This is a genomic window from Cellulosimicrobium sp. NPDC055967, from assembly GCF_042269845.1.
In the GTDB taxonomy this organism is placed as follows: Bacteria; Actinomycetota; Actinomycetes; order Actinomycetales; family Cellulomonadaceae; genus Cellulosimicrobium.
Window position 1 is genome coordinate 198,548 of record NZ_JBHJYJ010000002.1, and the last position, 23,018, is coordinate 221,565.

22 protein-coding genes are annotated in these 23,018 nt (G+C 72.9%); 5 read left to right on the forward strand and 17 right to left on the reverse strand.

Annotated features, from left to right (window positions below; all coding sequences use genetic code 11):
- The 8 genes from ACFC2L_RS03680 to ACFC2L_RS03715 all read right to left on the reverse strand — a co-directional run bounded on the left by ACFC2L_RS03680 (window position 1) and on the right by ACFC2L_RS03715 (window position 10,000).
- A complete protein-coding gene (locus ACFC2L_RS03680; protein WP_375823168.1) occupies window positions 1-1,269 on the reverse strand; it encodes a thymidine phosphorylase in 1,269 nt (422 codons plus the stop codon).
- Window positions 1,270-1,418: 149 nt separating this feature from the next.
- Window positions 1,419-1,874 (reverse strand): cytidine deaminase, encoded by a 456-nt coding sequence (locus ACFC2L_RS03685; RefSeq protein ID WP_375822951.1) that lies wholly within the window; start codon window positions 1,872-1,874, stop codon window positions 1,419-1,421.
- A gap of 13 nt (window positions 1,875-1,887) precedes the next feature.
- Window positions 1,888-3,183 (reverse strand): ABC transporter permease, encoded by a 1,296-nt coding sequence (locus ACFC2L_RS03690; protein ID WP_375822952.1) that lies wholly within the window; start codon window positions 3,181-3,183, stop codon window positions 1,888-1,890.
- Entirely contained in the window at window positions 3,180-4,481 is a 1,302-nt protein-coding gene (locus tag ACFC2L_RS03695) for an ABC transporter permease (RefSeq protein ID WP_375823169.1), read from the reverse strand. The genes ACFC2L_RS03690 and ACFC2L_RS03695 overlap by 4 nt, the downstream gene beginning before the upstream one ends.
- A gap of 11 nt (window positions 4,482-4,492) precedes the next feature.
- Entirely contained in the window at window positions 4,493-6,127 is a 1,635-nt protein-coding gene (locus ACFC2L_RS03700) for an ABC transporter ATP-binding protein (RefSeq protein WP_375822953.1), read from the reverse strand.
- Between the two features lie 168 nt (window positions 6,128-6,295).
- Window positions 6,296-7,390, reverse strand: a complete 1,095-nt coding sequence (locus ACFC2L_RS03705; RefSeq protein WP_047233505.1) for a BMP family protein — start codon at window positions 7,388-7,390, stop codon at window positions 6,296-6,298.
- Window positions 7,391-7,616: 226 nt separating this feature from the next.
- Window positions 7,617-8,864 carry an amidohydrolase gene (locus tag ACFC2L_RS03710; protein ID WP_375822954.1) on the reverse strand — a complete coding sequence of 416 codons (1,248 nt, stop codon included), beginning with the start codon at window positions 8,862-8,864 and terminating at the stop codon, window positions 7,617-7,619.
- Window positions 8,861-10,000, reverse strand: coding sequence for a mannose-1-phosphate guanylyltransferase (locus ACFC2L_RS03715; RefSeq protein ID WP_375822955.1), 1,140 nt, complete (start codon window positions 9,998-10,000; stop codon window positions 8,861-8,863). The genes ACFC2L_RS03710 and ACFC2L_RS03715 overlap by 4 nt, the downstream gene beginning before the upstream one ends.
- Window positions 10,001-10,233: 233 nt before the next feature.
- Between ACFC2L_RS03715 and sdhC the strand changes: the two genes are divergently transcribed.
- From sdhC to ACFC2L_RS03735, 4 genes are all read left to right on the forward strand, one after another.
- Window positions 10,234-10,617, forward strand: a complete 384-nt coding sequence (sdhC, locus tag ACFC2L_RS03720) for a succinate dehydrogenase, cytochrome b556 subunit (protein ID WP_375822956.1) — start codon at window positions 10,234-10,236, stop codon at window positions 10,615-10,617.
- The gene (locus ACFC2L_RS03725) at window positions 10,617-11,075 is read left to right on the forward strand and encodes a succinate dehydrogenase hydrophobic membrane anchor subunit (RefSeq protein WP_375822957.1); all 459 of its coding nucleotides are present in this window, start codon (window positions 10,617-10,619) and stop codon (window positions 11,073-11,075) included. The genes sdhC and ACFC2L_RS03725 overlap by 1 nt, the downstream gene beginning before the upstream one ends.
- 67 nt (window positions 11,076-11,142) lie before the next feature.
- On the forward strand, window positions 11,143-12,975 hold the full coding sequence (gene sdhA / locus ACFC2L_RS03730) for a succinate dehydrogenase flavoprotein subunit (protein WP_375822958.1): 1,833 nt from the start codon (window positions 11,143-11,145) through the stop codon (window positions 12,973-12,975).
- Complete coding sequence (locus ACFC2L_RS03735; protein WP_375822959.1) at window positions 12,975-13,742, forward strand: succinate dehydrogenase iron-sulfur subunit; 768 nt, start codon at window positions 12,975-12,977, stop codon at window positions 13,740-13,742. Before sdhA ends, ACFC2L_RS03735 begins: the two co-directional genes overlap by 1 nt.
- Window positions 13,743-13,997: 255 nt before the next feature.
- Here the strand turns inward: ACFC2L_RS03735 and ACFC2L_RS03740 are convergent, their stop codons facing one another.
- From ACFC2L_RS03740 to sigE, 7 genes are all read right to left on the reverse strand, one after another.
- Entirely contained in the window at window positions 13,998-15,149 is a 1,152-nt protein-coding gene (locus tag ACFC2L_RS03740) for a YihY/virulence factor BrkB family protein (protein WP_375823170.1), read from the reverse strand.
- 13 nt (window positions 15,150-15,162) lie between these two features.
- Window positions 15,163-15,726: a 2'-5' RNA ligase family protein gene (locus ACFC2L_RS03745; protein ID WP_375822960.1), complete on the reverse strand. Its 564-nt coding sequence runs from the start codon at window positions 15,724-15,726 to the stop codon at window positions 15,163-15,165.
- Window positions 15,723-16,814, reverse strand: coding sequence for a tryptophan--tRNA ligase (gene trpS / locus ACFC2L_RS03750; RefSeq protein WP_375822961.1), 1,092 nt, complete (start codon window positions 16,812-16,814; stop codon window positions 15,723-15,725). The genes ACFC2L_RS03745 and trpS overlap by 4 nt, the downstream gene beginning before the upstream one ends.
- Window positions 16,815-16,885: 71 nt before the next feature.
- Window positions 16,886-17,233, reverse strand: coding sequence for a twin-arginine translocase TatA/TatE family subunit (locus tag ACFC2L_RS03755; protein WP_375822962.1), 348 nt, complete (start codon window positions 17,231-17,233; stop codon window positions 16,886-16,888).
- A 9-nt stretch (window positions 17,234-17,242) separates the two neighbouring features.
- Window positions 17,243-18,706 carry a S1C family serine protease gene (locus ACFC2L_RS03760; protein ID WP_375822963.1) on the reverse strand — a complete coding sequence of 488 codons (1,464 nt, stop codon included), beginning with the start codon at window positions 18,704-18,706 and terminating at the stop codon, window positions 17,243-17,245.
- Entirely contained in the window at window positions 18,703-19,659 is a 957-nt protein-coding gene (locus tag ACFC2L_RS03765; protein WP_375822964.1) for a zf-HC2 domain-containing protein, read from the reverse strand. Before ACFC2L_RS03765 ends, ACFC2L_RS03760 begins: the two co-directional genes overlap by 4 nt.
- On the reverse strand, window positions 19,656-20,282 hold the full coding sequence (sigE, locus tag ACFC2L_RS03770; protein WP_375822965.1) for an RNA polymerase sigma factor SigE: 627 nt from the start codon (window positions 20,280-20,282) through the stop codon (window positions 19,656-19,658). The genes ACFC2L_RS03765 and sigE overlap by 4 nt, the downstream gene beginning before the upstream one ends.
- A gap of 250 nt (window positions 20,283-20,532) precedes the next feature.
- On the opposite strand from sigE, the gene ACFC2L_RS03775 reads away from it, so the two are divergent.
- The gene (locus ACFC2L_RS03775) at window positions 20,533-21,138 is read left to right on the forward strand and encodes an O-methyltransferase (protein ID WP_269430019.1); all 606 of its coding nucleotides are present in this window, start codon (window positions 20,533-20,535) and stop codon (window positions 21,136-21,138) included.
- A 12-nt stretch (window positions 21,139-21,150) separates the two neighbouring features.
- Here ACFC2L_RS03775 and ACFC2L_RS03780 read toward each other — a convergent pair whose 3' ends face one another.
- Window positions 21,151-22,779, reverse strand: coding sequence for a M17 family metallopeptidase (locus ACFC2L_RS03780; RefSeq protein WP_375822966.1), 1,629 nt, complete (start codon window positions 22,777-22,779; stop codon window positions 21,151-21,153).
- Window positions 22,780-22,947, reverse strand: a complete 168-nt coding sequence (locus tag ACFC2L_RS03785) for a DUF3117 domain-containing protein (protein ID WP_064506638.1) — start codon at window positions 22,945-22,947, stop codon at window positions 22,780-22,782.
- Between the last annotated feature and the right edge of the window lie 71 nt (window positions 22,948-23,018).

Sequence of the window (23,018 nt, forward strand, 5' to 3'; positions counted from 1 at the left end):
TCAGTCGACGCGGTCCAGGACCACGGGACCACGCTCGACGACGGTGCCCGGTGCCGCGACCGCCCACGCCCCCTCGAGCGCCTGCACGGCCCGCTCGAAGCGCTCCGGCGTGTCGGTGTGCAACGTCATGAGGTGCTGGCCCTTGCGCACGGTGTCGCCCGGCTTGGCGAACAGCTCGACGCCCGCACCCGCCTGCACCGGGTCCTCCTTGCGCGCGCGCCCCGCCCCGAGCCGCCACGCGGCGACCCCGACGGCGTACGCGTCGAGGCGTTCGAGGACGCCGTCGCGGTCGGCGACGACGTGCTCGCGCTCGCGCGCGACCGGCAGCGGGGCCCGCGAGTCGCCGCCCTGCTCCGCGATCATCTCGCGCCACTTGTCGAGCGCACGGCCGCCCACGAGCGCGTGCCGCACGTCGTCCTCGTCCTGCGGGCGGCCCGCCCCGGCCAGCATCTCGAGGGCGAGCGCGACCGTGAGGTCGACGACGTCCTGCGGCCCTGCGCCCTTCATGACCTCGACGGACTCGCGCACCTCGAGCGCGTTGCCCGCGGTGAGCCCGAGCGGCGTCGACATGTCGGTGAGCAGCGCGACGGTGCGCACGCCGGCGTCGGTGCCGAGGTCGACCATCGTCCGCGCGAGCTCGCGCGCCGCGTCGAGCTCCTTCATGAACGCGCCGGATCCCACCTTGACGTCGAGCACGAGCGCGCCCGTGCCCTCCGCGATCTTCTTGCTCATGATCGAGCTCGCGATGAGCGGGATCGACTCGACCGTCCCCGTGACGTCGCGCAGCGCGTAGAGCAGCCGGTCGGCGGGCGCGAGCCCCGAGCCCGCCTGGCAGATCACGGCGCCCACGTGCTCGAGCGCGTTCATCATCTGCTCGTTGGACAGCGCGGCGCGCCATCCCGGTATGGCCTCGAGCTTGTCGAGCGTGCCGCCCGTGTGCCCCAGGCCGCGGCCGGAGAGCTGCGGCACCGCGACGCCGTACACCGCGACGAGCGGCGCGAGCGGCAGCGTGATCTTGTCGCCCACGCCCCCTGTCGAGTGCTTGTCCGCCGTCGGGCGCGAGAGCCCCGAGAAGTCCATCCGCTCGCCCGAGGCGATCATCGCCTGCGTCCAGCGGCCGATCTCGGTCCGGTCCATGCCGTTGAGGTAGATCGCCATCGCGAGGGCGGCCATCTGCTCCTCGGCGACGACGCCGCGCGTGTAGGCGTCGATCACCCAGTCGATCTGCGCGGGGTCGAGCCGCGCGCCGTCGCGCTTGGTGCGGATCACGTCGACCGCGTCGAAGGGCTCGGGCGCCGACCCCGCGTCGTCCGCGCCCGTGCCTGTGCCCGCGTCTGTGCCGTCGGCCCCGACGGGGGCCTCCGCCGTCGCGTCCTGGTCCTGCGTCCCGCCACCCTGCGGGGTCACGTCGTCGCTGGTCACGAGCGCTCCTCCAGATCCTCGGGCCCGAAGGCGTCGGGCAGCACGTCCCTCATCGTCTTGATACCACGCACGGTGTCGACCAGCAGGTCGGGGCCCCCGTGCTCCCACAGGAGCTGTCGGCAGCGACCGCACGGCATGAGGGTCGCGCCGTGCCGGTCCACGCACGCGAACGCCACGAGACGGCCCCCGCCCGTCCCGACGAGCGAGCTGACGAGAGAGCACTCCGCGCACAGCGTCACGCCGTACGCGGCGTTCTCGACGTTGCACCCGACGACGACGCGGCCGTCGTCCACGAGCGCGGCGGCGCCCACCGGGAATCCCGAGTAGGGCGCGTACGCGCGGGTCATGATCTCGCGCGCGGCGTCGCGCAGCGCGTCCCAGTCGACGTCCGGCCCGACGGCGGCCCCGCCCGAGCGGGGCTCGCCGTCGTGCGCGTTCGGCAGGTCTGTCATCGGCACCGCGGCCTCACTTCACGTAGGGGATGCCCTCGGCGGCCGGCGGGCGCACGCGCCCGACGAGGCCGGCGACGGCGAAGATCGTCACGACGTACGGCGTCATGAGCATGATCTGGCTCGGGATCGGCGTCCCGACGATCCCGAGCACGGTCTGCAGGTTGTCGGAGAACCCGAACAGGAGCGCCGCGACGAGCGCGCCGACCGGGTTCCACCGCCCGAGGATCATGGCCGCCAGGGCGATGAAGCCCTTGCCGCCCGTCATCTCCTTGCCGAAGGCGAGCCCCGCGGCGACGGTGAAGAACGCGCCGCCGAGGCCGGCGACCGCGCCGCCGAGGATCGTGTTGCGCACGCGGGTCGCGTTGACCTTGATGCCCACGGTGTCGGCGGCCTTGGGGTGCTCGCCGACCGCGCGCAGGCGCAGGCCCCACCGGCTCCGGAAGAGGAAGACCTGGAGCAGGATCACGACGACGTACATGATGTAGACGAGCAGCGTCTGGCGGAAGAGCACCGGTCCCACGACGGGGATCTGCGAGAGCACCGGGATCTCGATCACGGGTAGCGGGGTCCGCGTGTTCCACGTGCCCGGGTCCTCGGTGAGCACCGTGGAGTACAGGTAGCTCGTCACGCCCACGACGAGCACGTTGAGCACGACGCCGACGATGATCTGGTTCACCCAGTACTTCACCGAGAAGATCACGAGCAGCACGCCCACGAGGGCACCCGCGATCGGGGCCGCGATGAGGCCGGCGTACGCGGACGACGTCAGCGACGCGACGACCGCCGCGAGGAACGCCCCGGCGAGGAGCTGGCCCTCGATGGCGATGTTGATGATGCCGACGCGCTCGCACAGCACGCCCGAGAGCGCGCCGAACACGAGCGGGACCGCCAGGAAGAGCGAGCCCTGCAGCAGCCCCGTGAGCGGGATCGCGGCCTTGCCCGCCCCCGCCCAGCTCAGGAAGGCGAAGACCACGGCGACGCCGAACACGATGGGGAGCCAGACGCCCACCTTGCGCCGGTCGCGCGCCGCCCAGAAGGACAGCCCCGCGAGCAGGAGCGCGAGGATCGACAGGAACAGCGCCGCTCCCGTCGAGCTGACCGTGATCGGCTCGATCTGGAAGAAGTCGCTCGCGGTCGAGAGGCGGAACGTCGTCTGCTGCCCCCCGGCGGGGAGCAGGGCGAAGAAGACCAGTGACAGCAGCCCGATGACCGCGTACGCGACGGGGGCCTTCCAGCTGATGGGCGGGAGCGGCTTGGCCGCGCGCTGGGGCGCGGAGGCCGGCGCCGGGGTGGTGGTCGCGGTGCTCATGCTCCGGCCTCCTGCGTCGTCGTGGTGGTCGTGGCCGCCTCGGCCCGCCGTCTCGCGGCGTGACGCTCGGCGCGCGTCGGGCCACCCGGGGTCGGGAGCCGGAAGATCGCCCGCACGAGCGGCGGGGCGGCGATGAAGAGCACGATGAGGGACTGCACGACGAGCACGATGTCGATCGGCGTCCCGGTGCGCGCCTGCATCGCGAAGCCGCCTGCGCGGAGCGCGCCGAAGAGCAGACCGGCGAGGACGGTGCCGAGCGGCCGGGAGCGGCCGAGGAGCGCCACGGTGATCGCGTCGAACCCGAAGCTCGCGGCGATGCCCGCCGTGAGGACCTTCTCGGTGCCGAGCACCTGCGCGGCGCCGCCGAGGCCGGCGAGCGCACCGGCGATGGCCATGACCCAGACGGTCACCCACGCCACGGAGATACCCGCGGTACGCGCCGCGTGCGGGTTCTCGCCGACCGCGCGGAAGCGGAAGCCGAGCGTCGAGCGCTCCATGAGCCACCACACGCCCACGGCCGCGAGCAGGGCGAGCAGGAAGCCGAGGTGCAGGCGGAAGCCCTCGCCGAGCAGCAGCGGGAACGTGGCCGAGCTCGGGATGGGCGGGCTGATCGGGTTGCTGCTGCCCGGGCGCTGGAACGCGGGCGTCGTGAGCAGGTACGCCACGAGGTAGACCGCGATGTTGTTGAGCATGATCGTGACGATCACCTCGTGCGCGCCCGTCCGGGCCTTGAGCACACCCGCGATGCTCGCCCAGATCGCCCCGCCGAGCGCGGCACCGAGGACCGCGAGCAGCAGGTGCAGGCCGGGGGGCAGGGAGAACGTGAAACCGATGAACCCGGCGAAGATGCCGCCCAGGATGATCTGGCCCTGCGCACCGATGTTGAACAGGCCCGCGCGGAACCCGATGCCGAGGCCGAGGCCCGCGAGGATGAGCGGTGTCGAGACCGTCATGGTCTCGGTCAGCGGGCGGAGGGCCCGCTGGAGGTCGGGTGCCTGGAAGTTGATGACGGCGCCCTGGAAGAGCGCGCTGTAGGCGCCGAACACGGCGTTCCAGACGGCCTCGAAGAAGTCCGCGGGCCGCGCGAAGAAGTAGGTCGCGGCCTCCTGCACCTCCGGGTCGGCCGCCGCGATGAGCACGCCGCCGAGGACGAGGGCCGCGACGATCGCGAGCAGCGAGACGAGCCAGCTGCTCTCGAGCATCTCGCGCAGGATGCTCGCTCCGGCCGGCGGCCGGGCCTTCGTGGTGTCGCTCGGCGGCGCGGGCGTCGGCGGGACGGCCGCCGCGTCGTCGGGCATGGCCTGCTGGGTCACTGGATCTCCTCCTCGCGGGCGTCGGCGTCGGCCAGGTCGACGTCGACCCCGGCGCTCGACGGCGCGTCTCCCGCCTCGATGTCGGCCTCGCCGAGGGTGGTGCGGTGCTCGGCCGCCTGCGCGACGGCCTCGTCGAGCGGGACCCCCGCCATCATGAGCCCCAGCACGTCGCGGTCCGTGTCGCCCGGGACGACGCCGACGATGCGACCGCGGTACATCACGGCGATCCGGTCCGCGAGGGCGAGCACCTCGTCGAGCTCGGTCGAGACGATGATCACCGGGGTGCCGTTGTCGCGCTCCTCGACGACGCGCTTGTGGACGAACTCGATCGACCCGACGTCGAGCCCGCGCGTCGGCTGCGACGCGATGAGCAGGCGCAGCGGGCGCGACATCTCGCGCGCGAGGACGACCTTCTGCTGGTTGCCGCCGGAGAGGTTCCCGGCGGGCACCTCGACCGTCTGGGTACGGACGTCGAACTCGACCACCCGCTGCTCGGCGTTGTCGCGGATCGCGGCCCGGTTGAGCGCGCCGCCGCGCGAGTAGGGGGGACGGTCGAAGAGGTCGAGGACGAGGTTCTCCTCGACGGAGAACGTCCCGACGATGCCGTCCGTGCTCCGGTCCTCCGGGACGTACCCGACACCGGCGGCGAGGACGTCCGACACCCCGCGGCCGACGAGCTCCTTGCCGTCGAGCGTGATGGAGCCGGCGACGGGCCTGCGCAGGCCCACGATCGTCTCGGTGAGCTCGGTCTGCCCGTTGCCCTGGACGCCCGCGAGGACGAGGATCTCGCCGCGCGCGACGTCGAGGCTCACGCGGTCCACGACCGCGGTGTCGAGGTCGTCCATGACCGTGAGGTCGGTGACCCGTAACGTCGCGTCGCCCGGCTCGGCGGGCGCCTTCTCCACGCCGAGCGAGACGGACCGGCCGACCATGAGGGAGGCGAGCTCGGTCTCGCTCGCGCTCGGGTCCGCGGTCCCCACGACCTTCCCGCGGCGGATGACCGTGATGCGGTCCGCCACGGCGCGCACCTCGCGCAGCTTGTGCGTGATGAAGACGATCGACGTCCCCGCGGCCTTGAGCTGGCGCATGATCGCGATGAGCTCGTCGGTCTCCTGCGGGGTCAGGACCGCGGTCGGCTCGTCGAGGATGAGCACGCGCGCGTCGCGCGAGAGCGCCTTGATGATCTCGACGCGCTGCTGCACGCCGACCGGGATGTCCTCGACCATGGCGTCCGGGTCGACCTCGAACCCGAAGCGGTCGGAGATCTCCTGGACGAGCCGGCGTGCGCGCCGGGCGTCGATGAGACCGGCCCCCTTCACGGGCTCGTGCCCGAGCGCGACGTTCTCCGCCACCGAGAACACCGGGACGAGCATGAAGTGCTGGTGCACCATCCCGATCCCCGCTGCCATGGCGTCGCCGGGGCCCGTGAAAGCGACCGGCCGGTCGTCGACGAGGATCTCGCCGTCGTCCGGGTCGTACAGGCCGTACAGCACGTTCATGAGCGTGCTCTTGCCGGCACCGTTCTCGCCCAGCAGGGCGTGGATCTCGCCTGGCTCGATCACCAGGTCGATGTGGTCGTTCGCGACCAGGGACCCGAACACCTTCGTGATCCCGCGCAGCTCCAGCTTCACCGGGCGGCCTCTCTGAGAACAGGGAACTCCATCGAACCGTACTTCCGTCGCGCCGTCGCCTCGTGCGTCGCCTCATGACGACGGTGGCCCGGGCGGGCTCGCCCGGGCCACCGTCCCGCCGGTCCCGGCAGCCGCAGGGGCCGCGGGACCGACGGTCTCAGAAGGTCGTCACGGGGTGTTGGTCGACTCCACGACCAGGTCCCCGGCGATGATCTGCTCCTGGTACTGGGCGAGCATGTCCTGCAGCTCGGCCGGCACCTTGTCCTCGAAGTCGTGGAACGGCGCGAGGCCGACGCCCTCGTTCTCGAGCGTGCCCACGTAGGGCTCGTTGGTGAAGTTGCCGTCGACCGACTCGCTCACGGTGTCGAAGACCGCCGGACCGATCTGCTTCATCACCGAGGTGATGATGATGTCGCCGTACTCCGTCGTGAGGAAGCCGTCCGAGTCGACCCAGATGATCTTCGCGCCGCCGCTCTGCGCGGCGGCTGCCGCACCGAGACCCACCGGGCCGGCGACGGGCATGATGATGTCCGCGCCCTGGTCGATGAAGCCCTGCGCGAGGTTCTGGCCGTTCGCCTGGTTGTCGAAGTCACCGGTGAAGGAGCCCGTCTGGGCCTCCTTGTCCCAGCCGAGGGTCTTGACCTCGGTGCCGTTGTCCTCGTTGTACTTCGCGACGCCGTCGACGAAGCCGTCCATGAAGATGGCGACCGACGGGATCTGGATGCCGCCGAACGTGGCGACGGTGCCCGTCTCGGTCATGCCCGCCGCGAGGTAGCCCGCGAGGAACGCGGCCTCGGCCGTGTTGAAGAGGATCGGCTTGGCGTTGTCGATCTCGACCGGGTTGAAGTCCGCGTCGGAGAACGACGAGTCGATGAGCGCGAAGTTCGTGTCGGGGTTGGCCTCGGCCGCCGCCTGGATCGGGTCCTCGAGGAGGAACCCGACGCCGATGACGAGGTTGCAGCCCTGCTGGACGAGGTTGTCGATGTTCGGCGCGTAGTCCGTGTCCGCCGAGGACTCGACCTCGGTGGCCGTGATCCCCAGCTCGGACTTCGCCTGCTCCAGGCCCTCGAAACCGGCCTGGTTGAAGGACTGGTCGTCGAACCCGCCGGCGTCGGACACCATGCACGCCGAGAAGTCGGAGTTGCCGCCCGCGGTGTTCTCGCCGCCGCCGGTGGTCTCGTCGTCCTCGGGTGCGGCGCCGCACGCGGCCAGCGCGAGCGCGGCGACGGCCGCGAGCGCGGTGACCTGAGTCGCTCTCTTCACCTGATAGCTCCTGTCGTTCTCGTAGCAGGGCCGCGCAGGGAAGGACCCCTGGGCCCTCCCGAGCGTCGTTGCACGGGAGGACCGGTCCGTCGGCCTCTATAGGACCGAACACTAATCAGCCCGACGGGTCTTGCACGTTACTTGTCGGTAACGCCGCTGCTTCGTTATGCAAGCGTCACTTTGCGTCTGAGGCGTGACACACCCCTGTCCACCGTTCGGGACCGATTCACCCGCCCTGACCGGCGGCGACACGGGCCAGGAGACGCATCCCCGCGTCCACCGCGCGCTCGTCGACCTGCAGGTCGCCCTGGTGGATGTCGTAGCTGCGCCCGCCGGGCGTCCGCGTGCCGAGCCGCGCCATCGCGCCGGGGACCTTCGTCAGGTACCAGGCGAAGTCCTCTCCCCCGAGGGACTGCTCGGTGAGGAGCACGGAGTCCGGGCCGAGGACGTCGCGCGCGGCCGCCTCGAGCAGTCCCGTGCAGCGCTCGTCGTTCTCCACCGGCGGCACGCCGCGCGTGTGGTGCACGGTCACCTCGACCTCGTACGGCGCGACGACCTGCTCGACCGCGTCGTGCAGCACCTGGCCCGCGAACTCCCACGCGCGCACGTCGAGGCAGCGCAGGGTGCCCCGCACGGTCCCCGTGCTCGGGATCGCGTTGTGCGCGGACCCCGCGTGCACCGCTCCCCACGTGAGGTTCACGCCCGAGCGCGGGTCGAGCCGCCGGCCCAGCACCGCGGGGACCTGCGTGATGACCTGGCCCAGCGCGTACACCACGTCCCCCGTGAGGTGCGGCCGGGACGTGTGCCCACCCGGGGACGCGATGGTCACCGAGACCTCGTCGGACGCCGACGTGATCGGTCCGATGCGGGTCCCGATGCGCCCCACGTCGACCTTCGGGTCGACGTGCACGGCGTAGATCTCGTCCACGCCGTCCATCGCCCCCGCGGCGAGGACGTCGAGCGACCCGCCCGGCTGGACCTCCTCGGCCGGCTGGAACACGAGCCGCACCCCGCGCCTCAGCTCCCCCTGCGCGTGCAGGTCCGCGAGGACCAGTCCGGCACCGAGCACCGCGGCGGTGTGCAGATCGTGCCCGCACGCGTGCGCCACGCCCGGGACCGTCGAGGCCCACGGGAGGTCGCACCTGTCCTGCAGCGGCAGCGCGTCGATGTCGGCGCGCAGCGCGACCCGGCCCGGGACGGCCGACGCAGCGTCGTCGGACGACGTCGTGGCCGAGGACCCGGGCGTCACGTCCCCGGGCTCGGGGCCGACGTCGCACACCAGGCCCGTGCCCGGCAGGAGCCGCGGCTCGAGCCCTGCGGCGCGCAGCCGGTCGGCGAGCAGCGCCGTCGTCCGGGTCTCGGCCCGCGAGACCTCCGGGTGGGCGTGGATGTCGCGCCGGACCGCGACGACCTCGTCCACGTGGCGCGCGACGGAGGCACCGATCCGGGCGGCGAGGGTCACGTCGGCCGTCACAGGAGCTCGTCCATCCCGAGCTCGCGCACCGTGTCGACCATCGACTTCACCTGCTGGGCGCGGGCCCGCGTCGTGACGAGCAGGGCGTCCGGGGTGTCCACGACGACGACGTCGTCGAGCCCCAGCACCGTGACGACCCGGTCGCTCGCCGGCACGACCACCGACCCGGCGCTCTCCCGGCGCACGACGCGACCCGTGTCGCCGAGGACCTTCGAGCCCGACCCGTCGACCGAGGGCAGCAGCGCGGCGAGCGAGTTGAAGTCGCCCACGTCGTCCCAGCCGAACGTGCCGGGGACCACCGCCACGCCGCCCACGGCGGCGACCGGCTCGGCGACGGCGTGGTCGATCGCGATCCGCTCGAGGGCGGGCCAGCGCTCGGCGAGCACGCGGTCGCGGTCCGGGCCGTCCCACACGGCGGCGACCGCGCGCAGGCCGTCGTGCAGCTCGGGGCGCTGGTCCGCGAGGTGCCCGAGGAGGACGGACGAGCGCACGATGAAGATGCCGGCGTTCCAGCGGTACTCGCCGGACGCGAGGTAGCGCTGGGCGGTCGCGGCGTCCGGCTTCTCCGTGAAGCCGCGCACGTGCTGCGCGCTCGGCGCCCCCGCGACGCCGAGCGGCGCGCCGCTGTGGACGTAGCCGAACGCCGTCGACGGCCGCGACGCGGCGATGCCGATCGTCACGACGTAGCCCGCGCGGGCCGCCTCCACCGCCTCTCGGACCGACGACTCGAACGCCTCCCGGCCCGTGATGACCTGGTCCGCGGCGAACGACCCGACGACGACGTCCCCGTGGCGCTGCTCGAGGACGGCCGCGGCGAGCCCGATCGCCGCCATCGAGTCGCGGGGCGACGGCTCGGCCAGGACGTTCTCGACCGGGAGCCCGGGGAGCTGGGTGCGCGCCGCGGCGACGTGCCGGTCCCCCGTCACGAGCACGACGCCCCGCTCGCCCGCGAGCGGGACGAGCCGGTCCACCGTCGCCTGCAGGAGCGAGCGGCCCGAGCCGGTGAGGTCGAGGAGGAACTTGGGCGAGCCGGCGCGCGAGAGCGGCCACAGTCGCGTGCCCGCGCCTCCCGCCGGGACGACAGCGTGGAAGCCGGGGATCGGCCCGGCGGACGAGGGGTGCGGCGAAGAGGCCATGAGGGCAGCATAGTGAGCCGCACAGTTCCCCCGCGGGCTGTGGGATCAGTCACAAACCCCCCGCGCAGGGGCGTTCCGCCGCCTTCGACGGTCCGCATCATGACGCCGATGTCACTATGGTGGAAGCCCAGAGACCGATGCCGACGACGGTCCCGCGGTTCGGACTGAGGGAGTTCCGGGCCGGTACCGCAACGTGACATCTCCCCCTGATCTCGCCACAGGAGGCCCCCAAAGTGCCCAGTGCACCAGCTGGCACGCTCTACCGCGGCCGTGAAGGCATGTGGTCGTGGGTCGCGCATCGCGTGACCGGCGTGCTCATCTTCTTCTTCCTGCTCGTCCACGTCCTCGACACGGCGCTCGTCCGGGTCTCGCCCGAGGCCTACAACGCCGTCATCGGGACGTACCAGACACCGGTCATGGGCCTGGGCGAGGCGGGACTGGTCGCGGCCATCGTCTTCCACGCCTTCAACGGCATCCGCATCATCCTCGTCGACTTCTGGGCCAAGGGCCCGCGGTACCAGCGCACCATGCTCTGGATCGTCGTCGGCCTCTTCGTCGTGACGATGGCCGGCTTCCTGCCGCGTCACCTCATGAACGTCTTCGGAGGGGGGCACTGATGGCTACCGCACCCACGGTCGAGGTCGCGAGCCCGCGAGACCCGTACAAGCGTCGCAAGGCCACGCGCAGCAACTACGAGCTGTACAGCTGGATCTTCATGCGCGCCTCCGGCGTCGTGCTGATCGTCCTCATCTTCGGGCACCTCTTCGTCAACCTCATGGTCGGCGAGGGCGTGCATGCGATCGACTTCGGCTTCGTCGCCGGCAAGTGGGCCTCCCCGTTCTGGCAGATCTGGGACCTGCTCATGCTGTGGCTCGCCATGTTCCACGGCACCAACGGCGTGCGCACGATCATCAACGACTACGCCGAGCGTGACGGCACTCGCCTCGTCCTCAAGCTCGCGCTGTACCTCGCCTTCACGATCGTCACGGTCCTCGGCACGCTCGTGATCTTCACGTTCGACCCGTGCCCCGCGAACGCGCCGGCCGAGCTGCTCGCGTCGTTCTGCACGGCCTGAGCCCGTACCACCGCACGCCCCCGTCTTCACGCTCCACCCGGCTCTCTCCCAGGAGGCATCGACCCCGATGCAAACCCATCAGTACGACGTCGTCATCGTCGGCGCAGGCGGCGCCGGGATGCGCGCGGCGCTGGAGTCGTCCGGCAAGGTCCGCACGGCCGTCATCTCCAAGCTCTACCCCACGCGCTCGCACACGGGCGCCGCGCAGGGCGGCATGTGCGCCGCCCTCGCGAACGTGGAGGAGGACAACTGGGAGTGGCACACGTTCGACACGGTCAAGGGCGGCGACTACCTCGTCGACCAGGACGCCGCGGAGATCATGGCCAAGGAGGCCATCGACGCGGTCCTCGACCTCGAACGGATGGGCCTGCCGTTCAACCGCACGCCCGAGGGACGCATCGACCAGCGCCGGTTCGGCGGGCACACCCGCAACCACGGCGAGGCCGCGGTGCGCCGCTCCTGCTACGCCGCGGACCGCACCGGGCACATGATCCTCCAGACGCTCTACCAGCAGTGCGTCAAGCAGGACGTCGAGTTCTTCAACGAGTTCTACGTGCTCGACCTCATCACGGACCACGACCTGTCCACGGGCGAGATCCCCGACGGCGAGACGGTCACCGCGACCGGCGTCGTCGCCTACGACCTGGCGACCGGCGAGATCCACGTGTTCCAGGCGAAGGCGATCATCTTCGCCACCGGCGGCGCGGGCAAGATCTTCAAGACGACGTCCAACGCGCACACGCTCACGGGCGACGGCATGGCCCTGGCGTACCGTCGTGGCCTGCCGCTGGAGGACATGGAGTTCTTCCAGTTCCACCCGACGGGCCTCGCCGGTCTCGGCATCCTCCTGTCGGAGGCGGCGCGCGGCGAGGGCGGCATTCTCCGCAACTCCGACGGCGAGCGCTTCATGGAGCGCTACGCGCCGACGATCAAGGACCTCGCGCCGCGCGACATCGTCGCCCGCTCGATGGCGAACGAGGTCCGCGAGGGCCGCGGAGCAGGGCCGAACAAGGACTACGTCCTGCTCGACCTCACGCACCTCGAGCCCGCGCACATCGACGCGAAGCTCCCCGACATCACCGAGTTCGCCCGGACCTACCTCGGCATCGAACCGTACACCGAGCCCGTGCCCGTGTACCCGACGGCGCACTACGCGATGGGCGGCATCCCGACCAACGTCGAGGCCGAGGTCCTGCGCGACAGCCACAACGTCGTCAAGGGCCTCTACGCCGCCGGCGAGGTCGCGTGCGTGAGCGTCCACGGCTCCAACCGCCTCGGCACCAACTCGCTGCTCGACATCAACGTCTTCGGCAAGCGCGCGGGCCGCACCGCCGCCGCGTACGCCGCGACGGCGTCGTACACCGAGCTCCCGGAGAACCCCGCCGCAGCCGTGATCGCGCAGCTCGAGGAGATGCGCAACCGGCCCGACGGCGAGCGCGTCGCCGACGTGCGCAAGGCGCTCCAGGAGACCATGGACGCCAACGCCCAGGTGTTCCGCACCGGCGAGTCGCTCAACCAGGCCCTCGCGGACATCCGCGACCTGCAGAAGCGGTACAAGAACGTCTCGGTCCAGGACAAGGGCCGGCTGTTCAACACCGACCTGCTCGAGGCCATCGAGCTCGGGTTCCTCCTCGACATCGCCGAGGTCACCGTCGTCGCGGCGATCAACCGCAAGGAGTCGCGCGGCGGCCACTACCGCGAGGACTACCCCGACCGCGACGACGCCAACTACATGCTGCACACGATGGCGTACCGCCGTCCCACCTCGGCCAGCGACGTCGCCGACGGGCACGTCGCCGGCTACTTCGACCACGTCGAGGCCTTCGACGGCTACAAGGTCGCCCTGGGCTCCAAGCCCGTCACCCAGACCCGGTACGAGCCCATGGAGCGGAAGTACTGATGACTGCCACACTCGAGAGCCCGGCCGCCGAGCCCAAGGCCGGCGAGATCCCCTCGTTCGAGGTCACGCTCCGCATCCGCCGCTACTCCCCCGAGTCGGAGCACGGCGAGGACGCGTACTGGGACGAGTTCACCGTCCTCGCGCACGGCACCGACCGCGTGCTCGACGCCCTGCACAAGATCAAGTGGGAGCACGACGGCTCGCTCACGTTCCGCCGCTCGTGCGCGCACGGCGTGTGCGGGTCCGACGCGATGCGCATCAACGGCCGCAACCGTCTCGCGTGCAAGACGCTGCTCAAGGACGTCAACCCCGACAAGCCCATCACGGTCGAGCCCATCAAGGGCCTGCCCGTGGTCAAGGACCTCGTCGTGGACATGGAGCCGTTCTTCGCGTCCTACCGCGAGATCATGCCGTTCCTCATCACGTCCGGGAACGAGCCCAGCAAGGAGCGCCTCCAGTCCGCCGAGCAGCGCGAGCGCTTCGACGACACCACCAAGTGCATCCTGTGCGCGGCCTGCACGTCGTCGTGCCCGGTGTTCTGGACCGACGGTCAGTACTTCGGCCCCGCCGCGATCGTCAACGCCCACCGCTTCATCTTCGACAGCCGCGACGAGGGCGCCACCCAGCGCCTCGAGATCCTCAACGACAAGGAGGGCGTGTGGCGCTGCCGCACGACCTTCAACTGCACCGAGGCCTGCCCCCGCGGCATCGAGGTCACGAAGGCGATCCAGGAGGTCAAGCGCGCGATGATCACGCGCGCCTTCTGATCCCGAGCACGTCCCGCACGCAGGGCGCCGACCACCACGGTCGGCGCCCTGCGTCGTCCGTACAGCGCTTCGCTGTCCGCGTGGTCGAGCCGTGGCCGGGCTGCGCTGCCTGCAGGGTCACGTCCGTGATCCGGTCGATGAGCCGCGCGCCGGGCGACGAGAAGCGAGAAATGGCCCCGAGAACGAGGCCCGCAGGGTCCACTTCTCGCATCTCGGCCAGGAACAGCCCCGCCACCGCGGACCCGACACCGACCGCTACGCGCCGCGCGGGAGGCGTGCGCGGCGCACGCCGCGGACGATCGGGCTCCAGGGCCTGCCGGACCCTTGCCCGGCGCGGAGGCGCTCCTCCGTCGACGCGGCCACGACGACGGAGCCCGCAGCGCCCTCGGACGCGGCGTGGCGGGCGACGCGCGCGTGCCGGGCGTCGGTCGTGGGGGTGCCGTCGACGACGGGGAGCTCGGGGCGTCCCTCGCGGGCGTGCCGAGGACCGTCGGGCTCCGGGTCGGGGAGGCGGGGCGGGTCCGCCATCCAGGCGCACACCGCGAGGAGGATGCGCGCGGTGAAGTTGACGAGGACGAGGAGCGTGACGAGGACGGCGAACGACGCGAGGAGCGCGTTCCTGCTGGCGCTCCCGGCGACGAAGGACGACCCGAGGTAGCGGAGGACGCCGAACGCGACGGCGGCGGTGAGCGACCCGACGAGGAGGTCGCGGCGGCGCACGTGGACGCCGGCCAGCAGCGTGACCACCACGACGACGACGAGGGCGTCGAGCAGGACGCTCACCACGAGCCCGGCGCCGGTGACGAGGATCGCGGGCCCTCCGGAGAGCCCGAGCGCCTCCAGGACCTGGTAGCCGATCGAGGAGACGGCGATGCTCGCGACGGCGGAGACGAGCATGCTCAGCGCCAGGAGGAAGAAGCCGAGGAGGGCGCGCGCCCGCGCGAGGACGGGGCTCTGCCCGATGTCGCTGACGCCGAACATCGTCCGGACGGCGCCGCGCAGGTGGTACATGAAGGAGACGACGGAGAAGAGGAGCACGACGCCGGCGACGATGCTCGTGACGCTGAGGCCGGGCGGGAGGAGGAGGTCCTCGGGGTCGATCACGCCTTTCTTCCCGTCGACCGCGATGAGGCCGGGGACGAGCTCGTTGATCTCGCCGAACACGGCGTCCATGAGCTCCTGGCTCCCGCCGAGGACCTGCATGAAGACGGTGTAGCCGATGGTCAGCGCGGCGAAGAGGGAGAACAGGGCCGAGTAGGCGATGCCGCCGCACAGCAGGGCACCACGCGCGTACAGGTAGCGGTAGGTCGCGCGCCCGGGACGGCTGTCCTTCCACCACTCGACGAGCGCCTCCACGCGCTCCCTCGTGCGCCGGACGACGCTCGGAGCGGCGGAGGGAGGCGACATCACGCCCCGAACCCTACGAGGAGGTCGCGATCCCGGCATCCGCGGTGAGCGGGAAGACCTGCCCCGGACGCCACACACCGTCGTCGCCGTGCTCGTAGAGAGAGATTCCGGCGACCTCGAACCGCGCCTCGTAGGTGGCCATCTCGTCGAACGCGGCGTCGAGCGCGGCGTCCGGCACCTCGTGCGCGACGGTCACGTGCGGGTGGTAGTTGAACCGGAGGTCCTGGGCGAGCGGACCGGTGCGGATGGCGCTCTCGAGGTGCTCGCACTCGGCGATGCCCTCGACCACCTGGATGAACACCACCGGCGAGATCGGCCGGAACGTCGCGCTGCCGCGCAGGTGGACCTGGAACGGAGCCGCGGTCGCGGCGACGGCGGTGAGGTGCGCGCGCGCGGCGGCGAGCTCGACCGGGTCGAGCACCGTGGGCCCGAGGAGCGTGACGTGCGGCGGGATCGACCGTGCGAGCGGGTCCCCGAACCGTGCGCGCGCGTCCTGGAGCTGCGTCGCGAAGGGCTCGGGCACCTCGATCGCGATGCCGATCCGCACCTGGTCCGGCCCACGCTCCGGGAGGTTCACGCGGTCGGCCCCCCGACGGGCAGGAGGCCGACGCGGTCGTAGATGCGCGCGAGCGTCCCGGCGGCGATGTCCCGTGCCTTCTGGGCGCCCCGTGCGAGCACCGCGTCGAGCTCCGCGGGGTCCGCGAGGTAGGTGTTGGCGCGCTCCTGGAACGGCACGAGGAAGTCGACCACGACGTCGGCGAGGTCGACCTTGAGCCGTCCGTACCCCTGGCCGTCGTACTCGGCCGCGATCGCCTCGACGTCCCGACCGGTCAGCGCGGAGTAGATGGTGAGGAGGTTCGACACGCCGGGCTTGGCGACCGGGTCGTACCGGATCTCGGTGCCCGAGTCCGTCGCGGCGGACCGGATCCGCTTCGCGGCGGTCTTCGGGTCCTCCAGGAGCCAGATGACGCCCTTGCCGTTCGACGACGACTTGCTCATCTTCGCCGTCGGTTCCTGCAGGTCGTAGATCTTCGCCACCGAGCGCACGATGTGCGCCTCCGGCACGACGGCCGTCCCGTCACCGAAGCGGGCGTTGAGCCGCTCGGCGAGGTCGCGGGTGAGCTCGAGGTGCTGGCGCTGGTCCTCCCCGACCGGCACGAGGGCCGCGTCGTAGAGCAGGATGTCCGCCGCCATGAGGACGGGGTAGGTGAACAGGCCCACGGTCGTGCCGTCGGCGCCCTGCTTCGCGGACTTGTCCTTGAACTGGGTCATGCGACCGGCCTCGCCGAAGCCCGTCTGGCACGACAGGACCCAGGAGAGCTCCGCGTGCTGCGGCACGTGCGACTGCACGAACAGGGCGGACCGCTCCGGGTCGACGCCGCCCGCGAGGTACTGCGCCGCCGTGCGGCGCGTCCGCTCGCGCAGCCGCTCGGGGTCGGGGTTGACCGTCAGGGCGTGGAGGTCGACGACGCAGTACAGCGCGTCGTAGGAGTCCTGGAGGGCGACCCACTGGCGCAGGGCCCCGATGTAGTTCCCGAGCTGCAGCGAGTCCTCCGTGGGCTGCATGCCGGAGAGGATCCGGGGCTGGGTGCTGGTCGGGTTCCCGGTCGCCTGCGCGGTCTCCGGGACCGGTGCCGGACCGGTGTGCGTCGCCTCGATGGACATTGCCCCATTCTGACAGGTGGTGCCGTGACGGAACGAATCGCCTCCCGTCGCGCGGGCGGTCGGCGCCGGCCTCAGGTGGCCTCGTCGTCGAACGGTGCGGGGCTGCCCGGCGGCACTGACGAGGGGGCAGGCGGCGGGGGCGGCGCGACCCGCTCGCGCACGGGCTCGTCGTCGAGGAGGGCCTCGCGCACGATCCGGCGCGGGTCGTACTGGCGGGGGTCGAGCTTCGACCAGTCGACGTCCGCGATCTCGTCCCCGATCTCGGCGTCCACACGGGCCTTGGCGTCCCGCAGGTACCCTCGGGCCGAGCGGACGAACGACCCGAGCTGTTCCGCGTAGCGCGGCAGACGCTCAGGACCGATGACGACGACCGCCACGACGAGGAGCACGATGAACTCGGCTCCGTTGATCCCGAACACGCCGACAGACTACTCGCTCGTGGCCTCGTCGAGGACGACGCGGACGTCGCGCTCCCGGTCTCCCGTGCGGACGCGCAGGGTCACGGCGTCTCCCGGGGCCTTCGCCCGGATGGCGACGATGAGCTCGTCCGACTCGGTGACGGGCCGGCCGTCGATGGAGAGGATCACGTCCCCGGGCCGGATCCCCGCGGCGTCGGCCGGGCCGTCGGGCGTGACCGCGGCCGTCCCGGACTGCGGGTCGGTCGACACCTGGACGCCCTCGCCCTGGTACCGCTGGTCGAGCAGCACGCCGATCACCGGGTACGTCGCTACGCCGTCGGCGATGAGCTGCTCCGCGGTCCGGCGCGCCTGGTTGGACGGGATGGCGAAGCCGAGCCCGATGCTCCCGGTCGCCGACGCGCTGCCCGGGGGCTGCGCGATGGCGGAGTTGATGCCCACGACCTCGCCGCGTCCGTTGACGAGCGGGCCTCCGGAGTTGCCGGGGTTGATCGCCGCGTCGGTCTGGATCGCGTTGATGAACGCCGTCTCGGCCGCGGCACCGGCCTGGACCGGGCGGTTGAGCGCGCTGATGATGCCCGTGGTGACGGTCCCGTTGAGACCGAGCGGAGCACCGACCGCGACCACGGGGTCCCCGACGACGACGGCGTCGGAGTCGCCGAGCGCGAGCGGTGTCAGGCCTGAGTCGTCGACCTTCACGACGGCCAGGTCGTAGTCGACGGTCCGGCCGACCAGCTCGGCCGGGCTCTCGTGCCCGTCCGAGAACAGCACGACGACGTCCCCGCCGTCGGCGGCCCCCGCGACCACGTGGTTGTTCGTGAGGATGTACCCGTCCTCGCGGAGGACGAAGCCGGAACCGGTGGCGACACCGTCGGTCCCGCGGACCTGGAGCGAGACGACGCTCGGCAGCACCGTGGCCGCGATGTCCGCCACCGACCCCGCCGGGCGGTCGGCGCCCGGCTCGACGCTCGCCGGCGGCAGGGCCGACGTGTACGACCCGGGCGAGTCCTGGCCGAGGAGCCGGTCCGCGGCGACGCCGCCGACCGCGCCCGCGACGAGTGCGAGCGCGGCGACGCCCGCCACCACGGCGGGACGCAGCCCGCGCCCGGACGACGGGCCGGCAGCGCCCCGCGGGACCCCGACGAGCGTCGGGTCGACCGACCCGCCGGGTCGTGTCGGTGCCGACGGCGGCTCGGGCTCGCCGAACGAGCGCAGGGTCTGCCACGGGTCGGCGGGACCGGGCACGCCGGCCGGCGCTGGTACCGGTGACGGCTGCGGGGGCACGCTCGGGGGCGGGGCGGTCGCGCCGGGCGGGGGCGGGACCGGACCGGGACCGACCGGGGCCGACGGCGGGACGGGCGGCACGCTGCGGTACGCGGACGGCGGCGCGAACGGGTTCCGTGCGGCGTCGGGCGCCCCGGGCTGCTCGGTGCCGGTCTGACGGCCCGTCTGAGGGCCGGTCTGGGGGTCGGTCATGAGGTGCCGAGCGCTCCTGTCATGGTCGTCCAGCCCCGGGAGATGCGCGCCGGGACCCCGGCATCGTAGTCACGGGCCGGGAAGGCCGCCACGAGGGCGGCGACCGTCTCCTGCTCGGTGTCGGCGACGACGTCGATCACCGTGTCGCCGGACTGCCAGACGACGTGCCACGGTGCCTCGGACAGCACGTGCACCCGACGGCCGTCGACGTCCCAGGTCTCGCCGCCCGCGAGAGCGGCGGTGTCCAGGAGACCCGACTGCTCGCGCACGACGGCCTCGCCCCCCGGCGCCTCGAGGTCGATCTCGACGAGGCCGCGCGCGGCGTCGTCCCGGACGTCGGCCACGCTGAACCCCTCCGGCAGCGCCGTCGGGCAGGTCCACCCCTGGGCCGCGAGCGCCGCGAGCGCTGCGGCACCGGGAGCCGACTCGTCGCCCGCGGACCGGTCCGCGGTGCGCACCCCGCCCACGACGAGCGCCCCGGTGGCCCGTGGCGCGGCCTGCGCCAGCACGTTGAGCGGGTCGCTGCGATGGAGGTCGGGCGTGACGACCGGGCTCTCCCCGAGCGCGAAGAGGCCGATCGCGGCCGCGCCGACGCCGCCCACGACGAGCCCGACGACGCGTCGTCGCACCGTCCCCCGGCGCACCTCCCCGCTCCACGCACCGCGCGGGAGCGGGACGGGCTGCGTCCAGGGGTCGCCCGCGACGGGCGCGGAGCGCAGCGGGTCGCCGTCGGTCGAGGGGATCTGAGCGGACAGCGCGAGCAGGCGGGCCGCGAGGTCGGGAGCGGGCTCGACCGGCCCGGCAGAGCTCAGCGCCCGGCGCGCGGCGCGCGCCGCCGACAGCTCGGCGGCGCACCGCGGGCAGCACGCCACGTGCTCGAGGGCACGCTCCGCCTCGGCGGGCGTGAGCTGCCCGTCGACGAGCGCGGAGAGCCGGGAGCCGAGGTGCGTCACGCCACCCCCCGGGCGGCCACGGGCGTCGGCACGTCGTCCGACGCCGGGCGGTCCGCGGGGTCGCGGTGCGGGAGCGCGGCGCGGAGCTGGGACCGCGCGCGGTGGATGCGGGAGCGCACCGTGCCGAGCTTGATCCCCAGCGTCACGGCGATCTCCTCGTAGGACAGGCCCTCGATGTCGCACAGCACGACGGCGGCCCGGTACTCGGGCGAGAGCGCGTCGAGCGCCCGCTGGACGTCGTGGTCGAGGTTGGCGTGCTCGAACCCGCGTTCCGGCTGGGCCTCCGAGCGGGCCGGGTACTGCCCGTCGTCGTCGCCCATGGCCTCCATGCGGATGCGCTGCTTGCGCCGGACCTGGTCGAGGAACAGGTTGGTCGTGATCCGGTGCAGCCAGCCCTCGAACGTGCCCGGGGTGTAGCTCGACAGCGAGCGGAACACGCGGACGAACGTCTCCTGCGTGAGGTCCTCGGCGTCGTGCCGGTTCCCGGTCAGGCGGTACGCGAGGCGGTACACGCGCGCCGAGTGCTCACGGACGATCTCGTCCCACGACGGCGGCACCCACGCGCTCCCGTCCTGCGTCCCGTGCGTGCTCGTCCCTGGTCGTGCGTCGTCCACGTCGTCCATCGTCCCAGAAGAACGTCCGGCACCCTCCCGGTGTTCCCCCTCTCGCGCGGGACGTGCGCGCGACGTCCACGGCCCGTGCACACACGCGCGGCGCGGGAGCGGGCCGCCGTGGGAGGGGGCGGGTACGATCCGAGGCAGCGCACCCGCCAGGGACACCCGTCCCGGGCCGCACGCGCGGACGACGGACCACCAGGAGGCACCGATCACCAGCGACGTCGGCACCCACCGCAGCGCCAAGGCGGCGAGCTGGGTGTACAGCGAGGAGTTCGTCCCCGAGGACGAGGTCCTCCTGCGTGCGCGCGACCGCGCCGCCGAGCTCGGCTGCCCGACGGTGCTCCCCGGCGTGGGGGCGGTCCTACAGGTGCTCGCGGCCTCGCTGGCCGCCCGCGCGGTGGTCGAGATCGGCACCGGCACCGGCGTGGCGTCGCTCTGGCTCCTGCGCGGCATGCCGGCGGACGGCGTGCTCACGACGATCGACGTCGAGGTCGAGCACCAGCGCGCGGCCAAGGAGGCCTTCGCGGAGGAGGGCGTGCCCTCGGCACGGACCCGCACCATCCCGGGCCGCGCGAGCGAGGTCCTCCCCCGGCTCACCGACGGCGCCTACGACCTCGTGCTCGTGGGGGCGGACAAGCACAGCTACCCCGAGTACGTCGAGCAGGGCCTGCGGCTGCTGCGACCGGGCGGCGTGCTCGCGGTCGACGGCGCGCTGTCGCACGACCGCGTCGCCGACCCCGCGCGGCGCGACGAGGTGACGACGATCGTCCGCGAGGTGGGCCGGTCGCTGCGGTCGGACGAGCGCGTCCTGCCCGCGCTGCTCCCGAGCGGCGACGGCCTCCTCCTCGCCGTGCGCCGCTGACGCACCGGACGGTCAGAGCCGGTCGAGCGCCTCGAGCAGGAGCCGCGCGCCGTACCCGGTGGCCCCGGCGACGACCTCGTGCCGGTCGGCCGTCGCTCGCGCCGGACCGGCGACGTCGAGGTGCGCCCACGGCACGTCCCCGGCGAACTCGCGCAGGAACAGCGCGGCCGTGATCGACCCGCCGCCCGGGCTCTCGACGGGGACGTGGCGGAGGTCGGCGACGTCCGAGCGCAGGGCGCCCGCGTAGTCCTCGACGAGAGGCAGCCGCCACACGCGCTCCCCGGTGGCGAGCGCCGCGTCCTCCAGCGCCTCGGCGAGGGTGTCGTCCGTGGCGAACAGCGCGCCGTGCCCGCGGCCCAGACCGAGGCTCGCCGCTCCGGTCAGGGTCGCGACGTCGACGAGCACGTCGGGCGCGAGCTCGGCCACGGCGTACGCGATCGCGTCGGCGAGGACGAGGCGGCCCTCCGCGTCGGTGTTCGCCACCTCCACGGTGCGGCCCGACCAGGTGCGCAGCACGTCCCCCGGGCGGTACGAGGCGGCGCCGACGTGGTTCTCGGCGAGCGGGAGCACCGCGGTCACCCGACGTCCGGAGCGTGCGCGGGCAGCGCCGAGCACGACCGCGAGGGCGACGGCGGCGCCCGCCATGTCGGTCTTCATCGGCACCATCGCCTCGCGCGGCTTGATGGAGAGCCCGCCCGTGTCGTACGTGATGCCCTTGCCGACGACGACGACGTGCCGGACGTCCGTGTCGCCGCCCTCCGGGAGGACGCCGTGGTCCGCCGGGTCGTAGGTGACGGTCACGAGGCGCGGCGGGCGGGCGGATCCCGCCCCGACCGCCAGGATCGCCCCGAAGCCCTCCGCGCCGAGCTCGGCGGGACCGCGGACCGTCGCGTCGAGCCCGAGCGCGTCGGCGAGCTCCACCGCGCGGTCGGCGAACCACGCCGGGTCCTTGACGTCGGACGGGATGTTGGCGAGGTCGCGGACGAGCCAGGTCGCCGTCGCCGCGCGGTGCGCGGCCTCGATCGGCGCCGTGAGGTCGGGCCGGCCCTCCGGCGCGAGCAGGACGAGCTGCTCCGCGGCCGCGTCGCCCGCGGGGCGTGAGGACCCGCTCTGCCGCGGCTGGTCGTAGGCGGCGAGCAGGTAGCCCTCGACGAACGCCCGGACCTCGTCGGCACCCGCGTCGGCGGTGGCGGCGCTGACGACGCGCTCCAGGCCGCGCGACGCACGGGCGAGAGCCGCACCGGCACGCCGGAGGTCGGCCGACGTCCCGGTCCCGACGCCGAGCAGCAGGATCCGCGGAGGCAGGCCCGCCCACGGGAGCCGTGTCGCGGACCCGGCGTGCGCACGCGGCAGGTCGACGCGCACGACCTCTCCGGACGCGCCGCGGAAGCTCCGTCCGCCCGCACGCTCGGCGAGCTCCGCGAGGTCGACGCCGTACCGCACCGTGGCGTCGATCGTCCCGGCACGCGGCTGCAACCCGTCCTCGGCCTCGCGCGGGGGCGCGACGGCCACGACGACCGCGTCGACCTGCGTGTCGTCGAGGAGTACCGCGTCGCTCAGGGCGCCCCGGGCACCGACCACCTCGGGCAGCGCGCGTGGCAGCCCGGGGAGACCGGAGGCCCGGCGCTCACGTGCGGGCAATCAGCCCACCACGGCCTGGAGCGCCTCACCCAGCTCGCTGGCCTCGGTCGCGTTGAGCTCGACCACCAGGCGTCCGCCACCCTCGAGCGGGACCCGCATGACGATGCCTCGCCCTTCCTTGGTGACCTCCAGCGGCCCGTCACCCGTCCGCGGCTTCATCGCAGCCATCGATGGCACTCCATTTCCGTTGTCCCGAGTCCACCCCGCGCGCGCGAGGAGGGGCGTCCGACCTCGGACGA

Excerpts from the sequence above, each read along its gene's own strand:
- ACFC2L_RS03685 (WP_375822951.1), bottom strand. The coding sequence starts at position 1,874 with ATGACAGACCTGCCGAACGCGCACGACGGCGAGCCCCGCTCGGGCGGG.
- ACFC2L_RS03690 (WP_375822952.1), bottom strand. The coding sequence starts at position 3,183 with ATGAGCACCGCGACCACCACCCCGGCGCCGGCCTCCGCGCCCCAGCGC.
- ACFC2L_RS03695 (WP_375823169.1), bottom strand. The coding sequence starts at position 4,481 with ATGCCCGACGACGCGGCGGCCGTCCCGCCGACGCCCGCGCCGCCGAGC.
- ACFC2L_RS03715 (WP_375822955.1), bottom strand. The coding sequence starts at position 10,000 with ATGGCCTCTTCGCCGCACCCCTCGTCCGCCGGGCCGATCCCCGGCTTC.
- ACFC2L_RS03725 (WP_375822957.1), top strand. The coding sequence starts at position 10,617 with ATGGCTACCGCACCCACGGTCGAGGTCGCGAGCCCGCGAGACCCGTAC.
- sdhA (WP_375822958.1), top strand. The coding sequence starts at position 11,143 with ATGCAAACCCATCAGTACGACGTCGTCATCGTCGGCGCAGGCGGCGCC.
- ACFC2L_RS03735 (WP_375822959.1), top strand. The coding sequence starts at position 12,975 with ATGACTGCCACACTCGAGAGCCCGGCCGCCGAGCCCAAGGCCGGCGAG.
- ACFC2L_RS03740 (WP_375823170.1), bottom strand. The coding sequence starts at position 15,149 with ATGTCGCCTCCCTCCGCCGCTCCGAGCGTCGTCCGGCGCACGAGGGAG.
- trpS (WP_375822961.1), bottom strand. The coding sequence starts at position 16,814 with ATGTCCATCGAGGCGACGCACACCGGTCCGGCACCGGTCCCGGAGACC.
- ACFC2L_RS03760 (WP_375822963.1), bottom strand. The coding sequence starts at position 18,706 with ATGACCGACCCCCAGACCGGCCCTCAGACGGGCCGTCAGACCGGCACC.
- sigE (WP_375822965.1), bottom strand. The coding sequence starts at position 20,282 with ATGGACGACGTGGACGACGCACGACCAGGGACGAGCACGCACGGGACG.
- ACFC2L_RS03785 (WP_064506638.1), bottom strand. The coding sequence starts at position 22,947 with ATGGCTGCGATGAAGCCGCGGACGGGTGACGGGCCGCTGGAGGTCACC.